Annotated in this window: 15 protein-coding genes; 3 read left to right on the top strand and 12 right to left on the bottom strand. The window is 32.1% G+C overall.

What is annotated here, in order from left to right; genetic code table 11:
- Positions 1 to 3 precede the first annotated feature (3 nt).
- From NNH57_RS14600 to NNH57_RS14590, 3 genes are read left to right on the top strand one after another with little or no spacing between them, the layout of a single operon-like run.
- Positions 4 to 525 (top strand): hypothetical protein, encoded by a 522-nt coding sequence (locus NNH57_RS14600; protein WP_132066005.1) that lies wholly within the window; start codon positions 4 to 6, stop codon positions 523 to 525.
- 19 nt (positions 526 to 544) lie between these two features.
- Positions 545 to 1,210, top strand: coding sequence for a hypothetical protein (locus tag NNH57_RS14595; RefSeq protein WP_074407106.1), 666 nt, complete (start codon positions 545 to 547; stop codon positions 1,208 to 1,210).
- A complete protein-coding gene (locus tag NNH57_RS14590; RefSeq protein ID WP_108809152.1) occupies positions 1,191 to 2,195 on the top strand; it encodes a 2-hydroxyacid dehydrogenase in 1,005 nt (334 codons plus the stop codon). The genes NNH57_RS14595 and NNH57_RS14590 overlap by 20 nt, the downstream gene beginning before the upstream one ends.
- Here NNH57_RS14590 and NNH57_RS14585 read toward each other — a convergent pair.
- From NNH57_RS14585 to NNH57_RS14530, 12 genes are all read right to left on the bottom strand, one after another.
- Entirely contained in the window at positions 2,184 to 2,597 is a 414-nt protein-coding gene (locus NNH57_RS14585) for a DUF6691 family protein (RefSeq protein ID WP_074407108.1), read from the bottom strand. The two genes, NNH57_RS14590 and NNH57_RS14585, sit on opposite strands and share 12 nt — an antisense overlap.
- 4 nt (positions 2,598 to 2,601) lie before the next feature.
- On the bottom strand, positions 2,602 to 3,159 hold the full coding sequence (locus NNH57_RS14580) for a YeeE/YedE family protein (protein ID WP_074407109.1): 558 nt from the start codon (positions 3,157 to 3,159) through the stop codon (positions 2,602 to 2,604).
- 76 nt (positions 3,160 to 3,235) lie between these two features.
- Positions 3,236 to 4,648 (bottom strand): MBL fold metallo-hydrolase, encoded by a 1,413-nt coding sequence (locus tag NNH57_RS14575; protein WP_108809151.1) that lies wholly within the window; start codon positions 4,646 to 4,648, stop codon positions 3,236 to 3,238.
- A gap of 430 nt (positions 4,649 to 5,078) precedes the next feature.
- Complete coding sequence (locus tag NNH57_RS14570) at positions 5,079 to 8,627, bottom strand: CHAT domain-containing protein (protein ID WP_082994803.1); 3,549 nt, start codon at positions 8,625 to 8,627, stop codon at positions 5,079 to 5,081.
- Between the two features lie 225 nt (positions 8,628 to 8,852).
- Positions 8,853 to 9,485, bottom strand: a complete 633-nt coding sequence (locus NNH57_RS14565) for a Crp/Fnr family transcriptional regulator (protein ID WP_108809150.1) — start codon at positions 9,483 to 9,485, stop codon at positions 8,853 to 8,855.
- The gene (locus NNH57_RS14560; RefSeq protein WP_074407666.1) at positions 9,482 to 10,261 is read right to left on the bottom strand and encodes a patatin-like phospholipase family protein; all 780 of its coding nucleotides are present in this window, start codon (positions 10,259 to 10,261) and stop codon (positions 9,482 to 9,484) included. The genes NNH57_RS14565 and NNH57_RS14560 overlap by 4 nt, the downstream gene beginning before the upstream one ends.
- Positions 10,262 to 10,275: 14 nt before the next feature.
- The gene (cls, locus tag NNH57_RS14555) at positions 10,276 to 11,697 is read right to left on the bottom strand and encodes a cardiolipin synthase (protein WP_074407113.1); all 1,422 of its coding nucleotides are present in this window, start codon (positions 11,695 to 11,697) and stop codon (positions 10,276 to 10,278) included.
- A 24-nt stretch (positions 11,698 to 11,721) separates the two neighbouring features.
- Positions 11,722 to 12,561, bottom strand: a complete 840-nt coding sequence (locus NNH57_RS14550) for a universal stress protein (RefSeq protein WP_074407114.1) — start codon at positions 12,559 to 12,561, stop codon at positions 11,722 to 11,724.
- Between the two features lie 135 nt (positions 12,562 to 12,696).
- On the bottom strand, positions 12,697 to 13,596 hold the full coding sequence (locus tag NNH57_RS14545; RefSeq protein ID WP_159099326.1) for an alpha/beta hydrolase family protein: 900 nt from the start codon (positions 13,594 to 13,596) through the stop codon (positions 12,697 to 12,699).
- Positions 13,597 to 13,698: 102 nt separating this feature from the next.
- Positions 13,699 to 14,703, bottom strand: a complete 1,005-nt coding sequence (gene moaA, locus NNH57_RS14540) for a GTP 3',8-cyclase MoaA (RefSeq protein ID WP_074407115.1) — start codon at positions 14,701 to 14,703, stop codon at positions 13,699 to 13,701.
- Positions 14,696 to 15,607 carry a bifunctional molybdenum cofactor biosynthesis protein MoaC/MoaB gene (moaCB, locus tag NNH57_RS14535; RefSeq protein WP_108809149.1) on the bottom strand — a complete coding sequence of 304 codons (912 nt, stop codon included), beginning with the start codon at positions 15,605 to 15,607 and terminating at the stop codon, positions 14,696 to 14,698. Before moaCB ends, moaA begins: the two co-directional genes overlap by 8 nt.
- Positions 15,608 to 15,704: 97 nt before the next feature.
- Positions 15,705 to 16,148, bottom strand: a complete 444-nt coding sequence (locus NNH57_RS14530) for a molybdenum cofactor biosynthesis protein MoaE (protein WP_074407117.1) — start codon at positions 16,146 to 16,148, stop codon at positions 15,705 to 15,707.
- Positions 16,149 to 16,174: the final 26 nt, after the last annotated feature.

Here is a 16,174-nt window from a genome sequence, read left to right as displayed (position 1 = left end):
TAGATGAAACGTATACTAAAAATCATAATATTTTCTGTTTTGATACTCTTTGCCGGATTTTGGGTGTGGTACGAGTATACCTATTCTATGGATACCGTAATCCCTTTTGAAGTTAATGATACTAATCTGGAAACTAAAGTTTTGATAGCTTCACAAGGAAGCAGATTTAAAGATTCTTTGGTTCAGGGTATCATTAGGCATTATCAAAATGATGCAGTTTATTTTAAGATAATAGATGTATATACGATGTTTACTGTAAATATTGACAAGTGGGATGCTTTGGTTATTATTAATTCGTGGGAGTATGGAAGCCCACCTAGAAATGTAAAAAAGTTTATTAAAAATCACCCGAGTCAATTAGATAAGCTCATTATCCTATCAACTGTAGGAAGTAGTAATATAGCCTTAGAAGATGTTGATGTGATATCTGGTGAATCTATTATCGAAAAAGCACCAGAATATACCAGTATAGTAGTAGAACGATTAGATAAAATTATAAAGCCGAAAACCTTACATAAATTTTAATAACCTATACCAAGAAAATATGAACAAATTATATATATATCTTTTAATTATTAGTGGATTACTGTACAGTTGTTCATCTAGTGAATTAGTCGAAAACTGGAAAAACCCTGATATTGATACATTTGAAGCTCAAAAAGTTCTGGTTATTGGAATTACTCCAGATGAAAGTGCCCGAAAAGTATTCGAAAAGAAATTAGCAACAGAACTAAAGAAAAGTGGTGTTAATGCCGTAAAAAGTTTAGATTATTTTGAGAGTTCTTTTACCACCTCTCCAAAAACCGAAAAAGAAATGATGGCTCTTGAGTCTCAGCTTATAGAAAATGGCTTCGATGCAATTTTACTTTCTAAAGTATTAGGAGTCGAAGATAAAGTAACTGTTGTAAAAGCATATAGAAATCTGGATAAAACATTTGACAGTTTTAGAGATGACTATTATGAAAATCAGGATATATATTATGATGAAGATTATTATGAAGAATATCAAATTTTTCATGCAGAATCTTCACTGTATTGCATTTGCCCAGATAAAGAAAGAGAATTAATATGGAAAGGATCAATAGATATTACAGAGCCAGAAAATATTAAAAAAGCAGTAACCGACTATGTTAAAGTACTGGTTTGGGCATTAAAGGGACAACAATTATTAATTATTGAAGAACTTACTAATGAAGATATTGATATATAACGCCAAAGATTTTGAAATTCCTTTTCTGGAAAAGGCAAATAATGAAAAGCATCAAATTAAATATGTGCCAGAACGACTTACTCCAAAAACTGCTGGGCTGGCATTAGGCTTTGATGCTATATCTATTTTCTCTGCAGATGATGGGTCTTCTATGGTTTTAGAAAGATTAAAAGATTTTGGAGTTAAATATATAGCACTTCGTTCTACAGGATACGACAATGTTAACATTAGTACAGCCAAAAAGTTAGGGATCAAAGTGGCTAATGCAGCCGGATATTCTCCACAAACCATAGCAGAACACGCTGTTGCATTATTGTTAGCCCTTAGCCGCAAACTCATATCTTCTAATCACCAAGTAAGTACATATAATTTTTCGTTGAGTCACCTTGTAGGTTTTGATATCAATAAAAAAACTGTTGGTATTATTGGAACCGGTAGAATAGGAAAAATAATTACCAGAATAATGCACGGGTTTAATTGTGAGATCATAGGCCATGATATATATGAAGATAAAAAATTAGAAGAAAAATATAAAGTATCATATACGACTCTTGACAATTTATGTAAGCAATCCGATATTATCTTTTTATGTACGCCACTCAATAGCCAGACGCATCATCTTATAGATATGCATCGAATTCAGCAGATGAAAAAAGAAGCGATACTTATCAATATTGCAAGGGGTGCATTAGTGCATACACAAGATGTATTGCAAGCGTTAGCATCAAAAAGTATAGCTGGATATGGTACAGATGTGTATGAAAATGAAAATGGAATCTTTTTTTATGATCATTCTGAAAATAAACCTAAGGATAAAATACTACAACAACTTCTTGATTTACCTAATGTAATTCTTACGCCTCATCAGGCGTTTGCTACCAAAGAAGCACTTACTACTATTGCAGAAACAACCTTTTATAACATTAATTGCTGGCAACAAAATGAGCCTGGTAAAAACGAATTAACCCTAGAGTTAGTGGGGTAGTTTGTTTTTAACTATTCCGTATAGTAAAGTACCCAGTATAGAAGAGATAAGTACGATTAGAATTGGTAAATAGCCAGCTCCCAAAAGAGCAAACATCGGCCCAGGGCATGCCCCTGCAAGAGCCCATCCCAATCCAAAAAGAGTACCTCCAAATATATATCTTTTGAAACTTCTGTCTTTAGGAGCAAAAGTTATAGGGTCACCATAAAACGACTTTATTTTAAATCTTTTTATAGTTTGAGTAATGATAATACCTAATCCTACCGCAGAACCAATGATTCCGTACATATGAAAGGATCCAAACTGAAACATTTCATAGATTCTAAACCACGATGCTGCTTCAGATTTGAATAAAACAATTCCGAAGAAAATACCAATACCTAAATATATAATTGAACGCATATGTTTAAAAAATTAAAGGAAAAATAAAATGTATCATAGTTAGTCCACCAATAAAAAATCCAATCACAGCAATAAGAGAAGGGATTTGCAAGTTGCTTAATCCAGAGATAGCATGTCCCGAAGTACACCCGCCAGCATATCTAGCTCCAAAACCTACAAATAGTCCACCGATTATGAGTAAAAAGAGTATTTTAGGATCTGTTAAAGCTTCATTAGAAAATAACATATCGGGCATGTATTCCATTCCGGCACTATTAAACCCCTTGGATTGAAGGTCCGAAACTACTTTTGGATCAATAGACACAGAATTGTCTACCGATAAAAAAGTATTGGCAATGAATCCTCCTATAATTACACCAAGTACCACAACCAGATTCCATCGTTGAGCCTTCCAGTCGAATCTAAAAAAATCTGATGTTTTTCCTGCTCCACAGATAGTACATATCGTTCTTAGATTAGATGACATACCAAACCTTTTTCCTACCATTAGTAATAAAAATAATACTAACGCGATTAGTGGTCCCGATACATACCACGGCCAAGGATTATAAATCCAATTCATTTATATTAATTTTTTAGGCAAAGTAATTAAATTGAAAACGAGTTGTCTGTAACCTTAGTTACAAAACTGTTATATTTTATTTTATTGTCGAAGGGCACACATAATCTGTAGTTTTAATACCTACTTCTTTTATGTCTTTAAAACCTCCGGCTATATCTATAAGGTTATGAATACCACGACTTTTTAGTATGGATGCTGCAATCACAGAGCGATACCCTCCCGCACAATGTACATAGAAAGTTTTATCGGTAGGAAATTCAGCTAAATAATCATTAATAAAATCTAATGGTGTATGATGTGCATCATCAATATGTTCTGCTGTAAATTCACTTTCTTTACGTACATCAAAAACAGGGGTGTTCTCTTCTTCTATAGCATTTTTAAATTCTAATGCAGAGATTGAAGTTAAGGTATCATAGTCTTTACTTGCTTTTTTCCAGGCTTCGAAACCACCTTCGAGATATCCCAGGGTATTATCAAACCCTACTCGTGATAACCGAGTAATTGTTTCTTCTACTCTTCCTTCTGGTGTTACTAATAAAATTGGTTGTTGTACATCTGCGATTAAGGCTCCAACCCAGGGTGCAAATCCACCATCGATACCGATAAATATTGATCGGGGGATATGCCCTTTTACATATTCGGTCTGATGTCTTACATCTAGAACTACAGCTCCGGTTTCATTGGCGAGAGCTTCAAAATCGTTTGGAGAAAATGGTCTTGTACCTTTTTGAATTACCTCGTCTATATCAGTATACCCTTCTTTATTCATTTTTACATTAAGCGGAAAATATAAAGGAGGAGGCAGTAACCCATCGGTTACTTCTTTTACGAATTCTTCCTTAGTCATATCTGCTCTAAGTGCATAATTCATTTTCTTTTGATTCCCCAAAGTATCTACTGTCTCTTTCATCATGTTTTTACCACAAGCAGAACCAGCACCATGTGCAGGATATACAATAACATCATCTGCCAGAGGCATGATTTTGGTGCGTAAACTGTCATAAAGTGTTGCTGCTAACTCTTCCTGAGTCATATGCGCTGCTTTTTGAGCGAGATCCGGGCGACCAACATCACCAAGAAATAAGGTATCTCCGCTAAAAATTGCATGATCTTTACCTGTAGTATCTTTAAGAAGATAAGTAGTACTCTCCATAGTATGTCCTGGAGTATGTAGTGCAATTATGGTAATCTCTCCTAGTCGAAACTCTTGCCCATCTTTGGCAATTGTTACTTCAAAAGAAGGGTTAGCACTAGGCCCGAATATAATATCGGCACCAGTTTCTTTGGCTAGTGTTACATGACCACTTACAAAATCTGCATGAAAATGAGTTTCAAAAATATACTTGATTTTTGCATTATCTTCATCTGCTTTTTCTATATATGATTTTATTTCTCGTAGAGGATCTATAATTGCTACTTCACCGTTACTTTCTATATAATAAGCTCCCTGAGCGAGACATCCTGTATATATTTGTTCTATCTTCATGTATTCTATTTTTAAGCTTTTCTTGATTTTAGGAAGAGAAGCTATGTATTTATTATTTATTTTTCAAAAATAAGGCAATTATTATTGCAATACAGTAACAATTGTTACAAAGTAATTAAATGAAGTTATCTAAACTTTTTCTGAAAAAAGAAAGGATTGTTGATATTTGCGTTGCGAAACGCAAAAAAAATATAATAGAAAAGCTAATATTTGGATAGATAGTTATAAATTTAACGTAGAACTCATTTAGGGTTTCTTTTACCTGTTAATTTCACATTTTGCGCTCTAATTTTGTTTTTTTATCATAGCCCGGCTACGACTCTATTTCTCATACTTTCATAAAAATGTTTATTACAGAACAAAAGCCAAAATTCTTGTTGACAAACAAAAATTTCAAATGAGTTCATAAATGTTGTCAATCCAAATTTGTTTAGTTGTTATTTTTTTTCCTAAACAAAAATAGTAGCCATATTAAACCTCCTAATCCTATTACCCAATATAACCAAGTATAATTATTATGAAAAGAAACTGGAGCAGAATTTCCTACGAGATAAAACCCTCCCCAATAAAAAGGATCTAGTCGGTTTATATTACCAGTAGAAAGGTAATCAAGCTTCGCTTGCTGTAGTGCTTTTCCTTTGTTCATTCCTGATCGTAAATGAGTATAAAAATATTTCATTAACTCTGGAGTCGTTTGATCAGATACTTCCCAACGGGTAAGTAATAAGCTTTCGGTTCCTGCATACTGAAATGCAGTTCCTAAACTCATAATTCCTTCTCCTTTGGCAATTTTTCCAGTTCCAGTATTACAGGCACTCAATACAGTAAGCTCTGCAGGAATATCCAGAGCAAATAATTCATGACTATATAATAAATCGTCTTCTATAGAATCGTTACTTTTCGTAAAATAAAGTTTGGAATTATTAGGGTTTTCGTTATCAATATCTCCGTGTAAAGCTAGATGAAGAATATTATATTGTCCTGCATATTTTTTAAAATTAGACTCTACAGCTTGTTTTCCAAAGTAATATTGCCCATCAATAATGTTTGAGATTGCTTTGATTTCTTTTCTAGTGCCAGGAAGATCATCACTAGCATCTCTAAGAATGGCTAAACTTAAAACATTTTTTAAAGTATCTTGTGTATTATTTGAAAATGAAAATGCTAAGCATTCCTGTTTTGGCTTTGACTGAAAATTTGTAGTAACAGGCTGAGCATTTGTTGTAATGGGTGTGAACAATAAATTGGCAGAGTTTGTATAAGTGGTTATATAGTCTCGCAACATATAGGGTAATAAGGAAGGGTTATTAGAACTCTCTTTTTTAGTGAGTAGGAGTTCAAAATCAAGTTGCCATAGAGGACCATCAGGAATAATTATCAATTCATCTCCGATTAATTGATCGATAACAGGAGTGATCAATTGATTATATAAATTATTTCCTATTGTTTTATATTCATGTATATCTTTAGATATAATACTGTTCCTAAAACGTTCTATTTTGTCAATAAGTTTTGGTGTAATTAATTTTTGTACCGTAATAGTGTTTTTGTTAATTGTAAAAGCATAGGTATTACTATCTGATGTAAAAAACTCCAATAGAGTACTATTTTCATTTAGTTGTTCTTGGATTTGTGGTATTGATACAATAGTATTTTTATGTTTAAATTGATAATATTTTGAATATTTTTTTTCTATAACTAAGTTTAAAGAATCTTGTCGTTGGTTAATATCAAAAAGGTTGTTTTCGTAAAAAGCAATTTTAGAAGTGTCTATTTTCTGATTAGAGAATTCTTGTTTGATTTTAGATTGATAAAAAGCATAATCAATCCTTAATTTTTTTTCTAAAACTAAAATTTCTTCGGGTAATCCAGTAAACTTTTTTGCGTTTGTATTAGTGAGTAGTTCTTTTAGAATATTGGCTTTACTTTTTTCGGCGTAATAAAAAGCTTTTTCCAACGATTTTGGGTCTTTTTTTGCTGCATATAACAACATATGACATTCTATTGCTTCATGGTAAATTTCTTTTGTAATTCGAGCAAAATTCACCTTGTCGTGATGACCTGTAAAAGTTTGCCTAATAGTATTGATTAAGGGATCTATTTTTAGATAAATATTAATGGCATGAATTAGATCATTGAGATCATTATTCTGTTGATATAAATCTTTATAAATCTTTGCTTTTCCTTTTAAGGTGGTTAATGAAATATTAGGGTCTATATAATTATTATAAGATGATGTATTGTTGTTTTTAATTTCACCGATTTTATATTTGTTATTTGCTTTTTGAGCATTGTCGTAGTTTTGTAATGCATCTTGGTATTTTTCAGAATAAGAATATGTTTTTGCTATATGATTATATATATCTGCTATAACCCCATTATTTTCTACGTATAATCTTTTATACATTTCTAAGGATTCATTAAAATAATGCAATGCTTCATCAAATTGTTTTTTTTCTTGTTTTAACACCCCTATTTTTGCTAGAGATTTAGCCGTTTCAAGATAATCTGTATTAAATGTTTTCTTATATACATTTAAGGCAGCTTTATAGTAATGTAATGCATTGTCATATTGTTCCTTTTTTAAAAAAACATCTCCAATTTTATTATAAGATGTAGCAACGATAGGATGATCTTCCCCAAAATTACTTATTCTAATTTTTAGCGATTTATTATTATACTCAAGTGCAAGGTCATAATTGTTTTGATTTTGATACACTGATGCCATACCACTATATCCATATGAAACCAGATAATGTTCTTTTCCGACAGTTTTAATAGAGATGTCTATAGATTTTTTATAAAACTGCAACGCCTTTTCATAAGCTCCTTTATCAACATAAGTATTACCCATATTATGATAAATGTTACTTAAAGCAGAATGATTTTTAGCTTTTTTTAGATATATCTTTAACGATTTTTGTAAATAGTCCAATTTTCTATCATAAAACCCCATGATACCATAAAGACTTCCTAAACCATAATATGCATTAGCAACATGAATATTTTGATCCCCATATAATTCGGTATATATCTCTAATGCCTTTTGATATTTTTTTTCGGATAATTTAAATCTATCCGTATCTATATAAAGCATTCCTAATTTATAATAAAGACTTGCTAATGATTTACGATCCTCACTATTACTATTTGTTCTTATTTCTAATGCTTTTTTTATGTGAAATTCTGCCTTTTCGTAGGCTGATAGAAACGTGTATGAGCCTGCAATACGCGAATGTAGATTAGCTATTTTTATGTGATCTTCGCCATATTTTTGAATTAAAATATCTAGTGCTTTATTAAAGTTAGATATTGCTTCTTGGTTTTTGCCTTGAATTCTATTTAGCATCCCAATTTTAATATAAGATTTTGAAGTTATCGGGTGGTTTTCTCCATAATTTTTAAGTCTGATTTCTAATGCTCTATCGTAGTTTTTTATAGCCATAGGAATCCCTCCTTGCCTGTGGTATAGTACCCCAATATTATCATAAGATAAAGCAATGTTTTTAGGATCTTTTGGAGAGATTTTTAAACGAATTTCTAATGCTTTTTGAAAATAATCTAACGCTTTTTGAAAAGCAGGAGAATTATTTTCATGATAATGACCTATATTATCAAAAGCATTTGCCTTTTCTTCACTATTATCTTGTAAATGTTTCTCACAAATTTCTAAAGCATTATTAGCATTCTCAAGAGATTTTGTGAAATTAGAAATCTTGTTTTGTATACTAGATATTTTGTTAAAGCAATTTGCTGCCTTTTCCCAATCCTTGTTTTTTTGATATAGTAAAAGAGATTTTTCAAAAAAATCGATAGAGTTTTTGTAAACTTCTTCGGTGAGTAATGAATCTGCCTTTTTGTAGTATTGAGAAGCTAATAGTATATCTTTTTCTCCTTGTGAATAAGCGTTTTGCCCAATAGTAATGAGCATTAAAATTTTAATCAATGGTGTAGATAAAACAGATAATAGTCGTTGCATAAATAATATTTTGCGATTACGCAGGTTTAACTTTTGTGTTAATCACAAAGAAACCGAAATTATAGGAATATTTTAGTTGTTTTTATTTAATACTTATCAGAGTCAGACATAACTAAATGTTTATACTATGTACAGTTTGAAAAATAATACAATTATTATTGCAATACATTAACAATTGTTACAAAGCTTGTTTAAAGGGTATTCTTTACTAAGAATATCAACAGTTTACATTTCTAATACTTCGATATTGTTTCTGTTAAGTTTAACAACACCTTTTTTCTCAAGTTTTTTAAGCAATCGGGAGATTACAACTCTAGACGTATGAAGATCATATGCAATTTGCTGATGTGTAGTATTGATAATGTTGGTATGACTGATTTTGGTTTTGTCCTTAAGGTGCTTTAATAAACGATCATCCATATTTAGAAAAGCAATACTGTCTATGGTTTCAATGGTTTCTACTAATCGTTTATGATAACTACTAAAAACAAAACCTCTCCAGGATTTGTATTTTGTTGTCCATTCTTCCATTTTTTCGATAGGAATCATTACTAATTTGGTATCTGTCTCAGCAATGGCTTTAATCTCACTTTTATGATGCCCCAGGCAGCAAGATAATGTCATTGCACAGGTATCTCCTTGTTCTAAAAAATATAATAATAATTCGTCGCCATCATTATCTCCTCTAAGCACTTTTATAGCACCACTAATGATCAAAGGCATAAATTTAATATAGCTTCCGGGTTTGATGAGTTCAAAGCCTTCGGGGATTTCTTTAAAAGTTCCTACCTGATTAATTTCTTCGAGCAATTCGTCTTCAAAAAGGTGACCATATTTATTTTTTATTTCTTTAATCATCCTTCTAGGTTTTTTAGGAATAATCCTAATTGTAATTTTGCTTCCTGATATCCAAGATCATATATTTTATCCAAACTACTACTGCTAAAAATACCATGATTAACCAATTTCTTAGGTTGAATTATAATATCGCATAGATTAAACTTAACTTCGGCATTTGGCATAGCTCTAAGGTAATAAGCGCGTTGCATAACGTTATATGAATGCTTAAAATCAGAAATTTTTGGTTTCCTAATCGGAGATACATCTACACCAATAATCAGGTCACAATGTTTTTTGAGCGGTGATACCGGGAAATTATCCAAAATTCCACCATCTGCATATAATTCATTATTAATGGTTACCGGAGTAAAAACACCGGGAAATGCAGCAGATGCCAATAAAGGTTTTATCAACTCTCCTGTATTAAATACTTTTGTTGTTCCTTCTATAAGATTGGTTGCTGTAACAAATAGTTTTTTATGTAAGGATTCAAAGGAGTTTTCGGGGAAATACGTAAGCAAGTCATTATAAAATTTTTCAGAATCTAAAAACCCAGCTTTTTTTCGGGAGAACCGATTTAATTTGAATAAAGGGGTTTTGGTAAAGAAATTTTTTATTTCCTCTGGAGCATAACCCCCAGCATATAGTGATCCTACAATAGCTCCTGCACTGGCACCCGAAACAAAATCAACGGTTATTCCGGCTTCCTCAAGGGCGTGTATAACTCCTATGTGCGCAACACCTTTAAATCCTCCGCCAGAGAGTACTATCCCTATGTTTTTAAATGCTTTCATTTTCATCAATAAATTTACAAAACCGGACTAAAGATTTTGGCAAAACCTTCTTTTAATTTTTCACTCCAGGGGCGTTGTATAAAAGTGTTAAAATCTAATTGTTTACTATTTTTAATGTCTCTCAAAAAATCATCTCTTAATTCTATAGCAAAATTATCGTCGTAGATTACTGCATTTACCTCATAGTTTTGTTCAAAACTTCTAACATCCAGGTTAGTTGTTCCTACAGACGATATGGTACTGTCGGCGACAATGGTTTTACTGTGTATAAAACCTTCAGAGAACAGGTGTATTTTTACTCCCGCCTGTAGCAGATCTTCAAAATAAGAACGAATACACCATTTGACTATAACGTTATCCGATTTTTCTGAAAGTAGCACTCTTACATCAATTCCACTCATTGAGGCTACTTTTAATGCATCCAGAATGGATTCTCCAGGGATAATATAGGGGTTTGTAATATAGATATAGTCTTTGGCTTCATTAATTATAGAAAAATACATCTGTTGGGTTGCCGAAAAATCAGAATCCGGGCCACTATGTACGATTTGGGCTGTAGAACCTTCTGTCTTTTTATAGGTATGAAAATATGAAGTGTCCAGAACTTCATCATTAGCACTTATCATATACCAATCCATTGCAAAAATGGCCTGAAGACTATGAACAACGGGACCATTGAGTTGTAAATGCATATCATGCCAAACCCCTAGGTTAGCATCACCTTTTACGTATTTATCAGATACGTTGATACCTCCTGTAAATGCAATCTTACCGTCTATTACTATGATCTTACGATGGTTTCTATAGTTTATCGATGATAAAAATTTACCAAATTTTATAGGCAAGAATTTATGGATTTCGACTCCTATGTTTTGTAGTTTTTTGATATACTTTTTACTCAAAGACATACTACCTATACCATCGTATAATACACGTACTTTTACTCCGTTTTTTACTTTTTTCTGAAAAAGCTCGAAAAGATCAGATGTTAATTTACCTTCTTCAAAAATGTAATATTCTAAATGAATAAAATGCTCTGCGTTCTCTAAAGCGTCAAATATGGCTTGAAAAGTAGCTTCACCATTTTTAAGCAATTTCACGTTATTTCCTGTACAGGGAGCAAAGTAGGAGTTTTTGGTAATTAGAGAAATGATTTTGTGGTGTTCTGCATATTCTTCTTCTGTTATTGAAGAATATTGATCCAATGCTTTTGCGATGTATGAAGTTACTTTTGGTGTATGTTTTAATCGGAATAATTTATTTTTTCTACGATTTCTACCAAGCATTAAGTACAAAAAGATGCCACCAACAGGAATCGTAAAAATAGTAAGAAGCCAAGCCAATGTTTTAGTAGGCCGCATTCCATTTAAAAGCAGTCGTATAACAATAAAAATTCCCAGCAGGATATAAAGCGTAGTAGCAATATATAATAACATTTTATTGTATGAGTTTTATAAGATTTATTGGCTGTGCATAATTAAAAGAGGCACTCTTGTTCCATAACTTATTTTAGAGGTTTCTGACCCCTTAAAAAATCGATCTAAAAATGTTTCTCTTTTGATAAACATAGCCGTCATATCAATATCCATGATTTGCACAAAACTATTAATAGCTAAAGCAGTTGGTACATTAATAATAGAGTGAAATGTATGATTTATTTCTTTAAAAAACTCCTTCATATGTTTTTTGTCATCAAAATCGGCTACAGTAATAGTATCATCTTCTTTGATTTTAAGAACCCGTAAAGAAGATTTATGTTTTATAATAGTATCCATTAAAGGCTCGATACCTTCTGTGTTAAAATGATCCCAGTAGTCTATAGCATATAAAATGGTTTTTGGATCTTTAAATTTATGCCCTTGAGGAATGGCTATTATAGGGCAGTCTATTTTGCGAATAACATTAAGTGTATTACTGCCAAAAACCACCTCTGATGCTCCTGTAGCACCATTTGTTCCCATAATGATTATATCGATATTCTTAGATTTAACCACTTGTCGTATAGCATCTATAAAGACATCATAGTCGGTAATGGTATTAAATGTATAGTTTTGATTTGGATATTGGTCGGTTAGTTCTTTGACCATTTGACTAAGTTTCTTTTTAGTATCGCTAATTACCGATTGGTGTATTGTAGTATTAGCTGGAGCAGCCATTAAATCATCTGTAGTATAATGAGATGCTTTCTGTACATTAAAGAGGTGAAAAGTGCAAAGTTCATTTTTAAAAAACTCTACAGCATAATGTATTGCATTTCTGGCATTGTCTGAAAAGTCGGTGGGAAGAAGGATGTTTTTCATGTGTAAAAGATTTATAGTTCTAAAAATAAATCAGATAGCATAAAATAACTATGATATCCGTCATGATGTTGGTCTAATAGTGTATATAAGGAATAGCTTTTTTTAGTAGAATATTACACATTTTCTCGACCATATTCAATTTCTATGCAATTCCATATTGGGAACAGGTTCATTGTTTTTTAAGAATCTATTAAACCAACTTAATACTTCTTTGTCAACATCATTTCTAAATTCTCGAAGGCCATGACTGCCTCCTTCAAATATTTTTAATCTATATGGGATTCTGTTTTTATCAAATTCCAATGCAAGTTTAAGTGAATTAGTAGATTTTACTCGCCAGTCAGAATTTCCATGTAAGAGCAAAATTGGTATGTTTTTTGAGAATTTATTAGCAAAATAATAAGCAGATCTTTTTTTTAGCTCTTCTTCTTTATTATCCCAGTAATCTGGAATTAATTCTGAATATACGTTTGTTTCCATATTCGGCCTATCAATTATTGTCATATCCGAAGGTGCTCCCCCAACAACTGCTGCCTTAATTTGATTTGTTTTTGGCAATGCTAGGTAAGTCATCATTCCTCCTCTACTCCAGCCATACATTCCTATCTTTTCGGTATCTGCTTCGGGGATTTCTTTTACGACTTGAATTAGATTGATGACATCATTAACATCTTGCCCTCCAAATTCATCATTTCCTTCACTTTTTCCACAACCCCTATAATTACAACCAATTACCACATAGCCTTCGTTTGCTAATTTTGAAAAATAGTAGGCGACTGGACGTTTTGCTTTTCCTTTAAAAAGTTGTAATGCTCCGAAATCTCTATTACCACCCCGATTATATATAATTACTGGATATTTTCCTTCTTTTATAGGAATTGCAGCAAAAGATTGAATCCTTAAACCATCACTTAGGTATGTAATTTCAAACATCTCGATATTTTTGAGAAAATGAAATTTTTCAATGAATTTGGTTTTCTCTTTATCCTGAAAAAGAATTGGGTAATCCTTCCAATCAATTTTATTCTTTTCCACAATAATTGATTCTTGAGCTTTACAAGAATTTAATATTAATATGAGAATTAGTAATAATAATTGTTTCATATTTACCTTCATTATAGTCGAAAATATTTTAGATTAACCTCCAATGGCAATCATGCTACGATTATTAGAATGTATATCTGATTGGTTAAATTTATCCAGTGTATCCATCCCGCTACGTACTTTAAATTTGGTGTGTACTGCCTTTTGGATGATAGGGATTATTGATTTTCCCGCTCTTAACGTGGTCAAAATATCTGATTCTTTTGAAGAGAATAAACAGTTTTTTATCTGCCCGTTTGCAGTTAGACGTATTCTATTACAACCATCACAAAATGGATTGGTCACAGAGCTTATGATAGCAAAAGTGCCTTGATATCCTTTTATCTGATAACTTTTTGTAGTGTCATTAGGGGCATCTTGGAGTTTTACAATATCATTCTTTTCAAAATTAGAATGTACTTTAGAAAGAATCTCTTGTAAAGAAACCAGTCTATTCATATTCCATTGATTTCCATCAAAAGGCATAAACTCGATAAATCGAACATGTACAGGTAGGTTTTTACTTAAATTAATAAAATCAATAACTTCATCATCATTAAAACCTTTCATCAAAACACAATTCACTTTTACCACAAAACCTTCTTTAACTAATAAAATGATATTCTGATATACTTTTTCGAAATATGATCTACGGGTAATTTCTTTATTTTTTTGAGTATCGAGAGAATCCAGGCTAACATTAAGAGTTTTAATACCACATTTTTTGAAGTGATCTATAAATTTATCCACGATCACGCCATTGGTAGTTAATGTTAATTGAACAGGAAGTGAGGAGAGTTTTTCCATAATAAGAGCAGCATCTTTGCGTATCAAGGGTTCCCCTCCTGTTAACCGAATTTTGGTAACACCCATACTTACAAATTCTTTGGCGATGGTATAAATTTCCTCATAGGTCATAAGATGATCTTTGGGAGATAATTGAATACCATCTGCAGGCATGCAATAGGTACATCGAAGATTACATCGCTCGGTGAGCGAAATACGCAGGTAATTGTGTTTTCTGCCAAAGGTATCGGTAAGTATGTTTGACTTAGTCATGTCTCGCTCCTTTTAAAATTCTAAACACATGTAATACTTCAGGAAAAATAGCATCCATAGACTCTTTTGCTCCATTAGTAGAACCTGGTAATGCTAATACCAGGGCGTTTTTAATTGTTCCTGCTACACTTCTAGATAGCATAGAGTAGGGCATACGATCTTGTCCATATTTACGTACAGCCTCTTCGATACCGGGAATAGTTCGGTCTAAAAGCGGTCGTAAAGCATCTGGGGTGACATCTCGTTTAGAGAGACCGGTACCTCCGGTATAAATAATAAGATCTGCTCCTTGTTGTTGATATTGTTTTGCATTTTCCTGTATGATTTCGGCCTCATCGGGGATGATTACATAATCTAAAATATCAACTTCACATTGTTCTAGTTTTGCGATGATAGCTTTACCAGCTTTGTCCTCTTTCTTTCCTTCAGAAATAGTATCAGAACAAACAATAACAGCAGCCTTAAGATCTCTTCTAAATTTATCTTTATAATCAGATTTTCCTCCTTTTTTATTGAGTAATTTGATATGATGAATCTCGACACCTTTATCAATAGGTTTTAGCATATCATACATATTTAGAGCTACAATACTTGCTCCATGCATAGCTTCTACCTCTACACCGGTTTTATAAATCGTTTTTATAGTAACCAAAACTGTGATTTCTAATCCATCAATGGTATACTCAATTCCAGTATATTCAATTGGTAATGGATGGCAATCCGGAAGTAAATCCGGAGTCTTTTTTACACCAAGCAACCCTGCTGCCTTACTCATTGCAAATACGTCTCCCTTTGGAACAGTACCTTGTTCTATAGCCTCTATAGTTTCGGATTTACTAACCTTTACAATTGCCTGAGCTGTTGCAATTCTCAGCGTAGATGTTTTATGAGTGATGTCTACCATGTTTTTTTAATAATAAATTTAAAATCTCAAATACCAAATTTCAAAAAACAAGAACCAAAGTTTAATTTTGAAATTTGTGTTTTTATCTTTTGAAGTTTTAACTATTTTGTTTCCATTGATGTGTTTGATCTTCAAAAATCTCTTTTCCAAAAACGGGAACATCTGCTTTAATAGCTTCAACTACATATTCCAGAGCTTTAAAAACTACTTTTCTTCTCGGGGAAGACACAAACACAAAAAGACAAATCTCTCCAGCGTTTACCGTTCCTAAACTATGGTAAATATGCATACAAGTGAGGTCAAATTTTTCAAAAGCGGCTTCTCGTATTTCATGAAATTTTTGATTTGCCATTTCTTCATAAGCAGTATAGTCAATAGCCGTAACCCTCTTACCATCAATTTCATCTGCACGAACCTGTCCCAGAAATATGTTATGGGCTCCTATACTGGTTTTAGTTTGATGCTTTGCAATAGATGTTCCTATAAATTCTGAGGAAATAGCACCTTGCACAAATACATTTTTTGGTTTCTTTTTTTCCATAGTTATTTTTTAGATTTTTTTAATCC

It is taken from the genome of Aquimarina spinulae (assembly GCF_943373825.1).
Lineage (GTDB): Bacteria > Bacteroidota > Bacteroidia > Flavobacteriales > Flavobacteriaceae > Aquimarina > Aquimarina spinulae.
Note: the sequence above shows the minus strand (reverse complement) of the source record. Positions and strands in the feature narration are given on the sequence as shown.

Excerpts from the sequence above, each read along its gene's own strand:
- NNH57_RS14575 (WP_108809151.1), bottom strand. The coding sequence starts at position 4,648 with ATGAAGATAGAACAAATATATACAGGATGTCTCGCTCAGGGAGCTTAT.
- NNH57_RS14600 (WP_132066005.1), top strand. The coding sequence starts at position 4 with ATGAAACGTATACTAAAAATCATAATATTTTCTGTTTTGATACTCTTT.
- NNH57_RS14590 (WP_108809152.1), top strand. The coding sequence starts at position 1,191 with ATGAAGATATTGATATATAACGCCAAAGATTTTGAAATTCCTTTTCTG.
- moaCB (WP_108809149.1), bottom strand. The coding sequence starts at position 15,607 with ATGGTAGACATCACTCATAAAACATCTACGCTGAGAATTGCAACAGCT.
- cls (WP_074407113.1), bottom strand. The coding sequence starts at position 11,697 with ATGTTATTATATATTGCTACTACGCTTTATATCCTGCTGGGAATTTTT.
- moaA (WP_074407115.1), bottom strand. The coding sequence starts at position 14,703 with ATGACTAAGTCAAACATACTTACCGATACCTTTGGCAGAAAACACAAT.
- NNH57_RS14570 (WP_082994803.1), bottom strand. The coding sequence starts at position 8,627 with ATGCAACGACTATTATCTGTTTTATCTACACCATTGATTAAAATTTTA.
- NNH57_RS14595 (WP_074407106.1), top strand. The coding sequence starts at position 545 with ATGAACAAATTATATATATATCTTTTAATTATTAGTGGATTACTGTAC.
- NNH57_RS14560 (WP_074407666.1), bottom strand. The coding sequence starts at position 10,261 with ATGAAAGCATTTAAAAACATAGGGATAGTACTCTCTGGCGGAGGATTT.
- NNH57_RS14565 (WP_108809150.1), bottom strand. The coding sequence starts at position 9,485 with ATGATTAAAGAAATAAAAAATAAATATGGTCACCTTTTTGAAGACGAA.
- NNH57_RS14550 (WP_074407114.1), bottom strand. The coding sequence starts at position 12,561 with ATGAAAAACATCCTTCTTCCCACCGACTTTTCAGACAATGCCAGAAAT.
- NNH57_RS14585 (WP_074407108.1), bottom strand. The coding sequence starts at position 2,597 with ATGCGTTCAATTATATATTTAGGTATTGGTATTTTCTTCGGAATTGTT.
- NNH57_RS14530 (WP_074407117.1), bottom strand. The coding sequence starts at position 16,148 with ATGGAAAAAAAGAAACCAAAAAATGTATTTGTGCAAGGTGCTATTTCC.
- NNH57_RS14580 (WP_074407109.1), bottom strand. The coding sequence starts at position 3,159 with ATGAATTGGATTTATAATCCTTGGCCGTGGTATGTATCGGGACCACTA.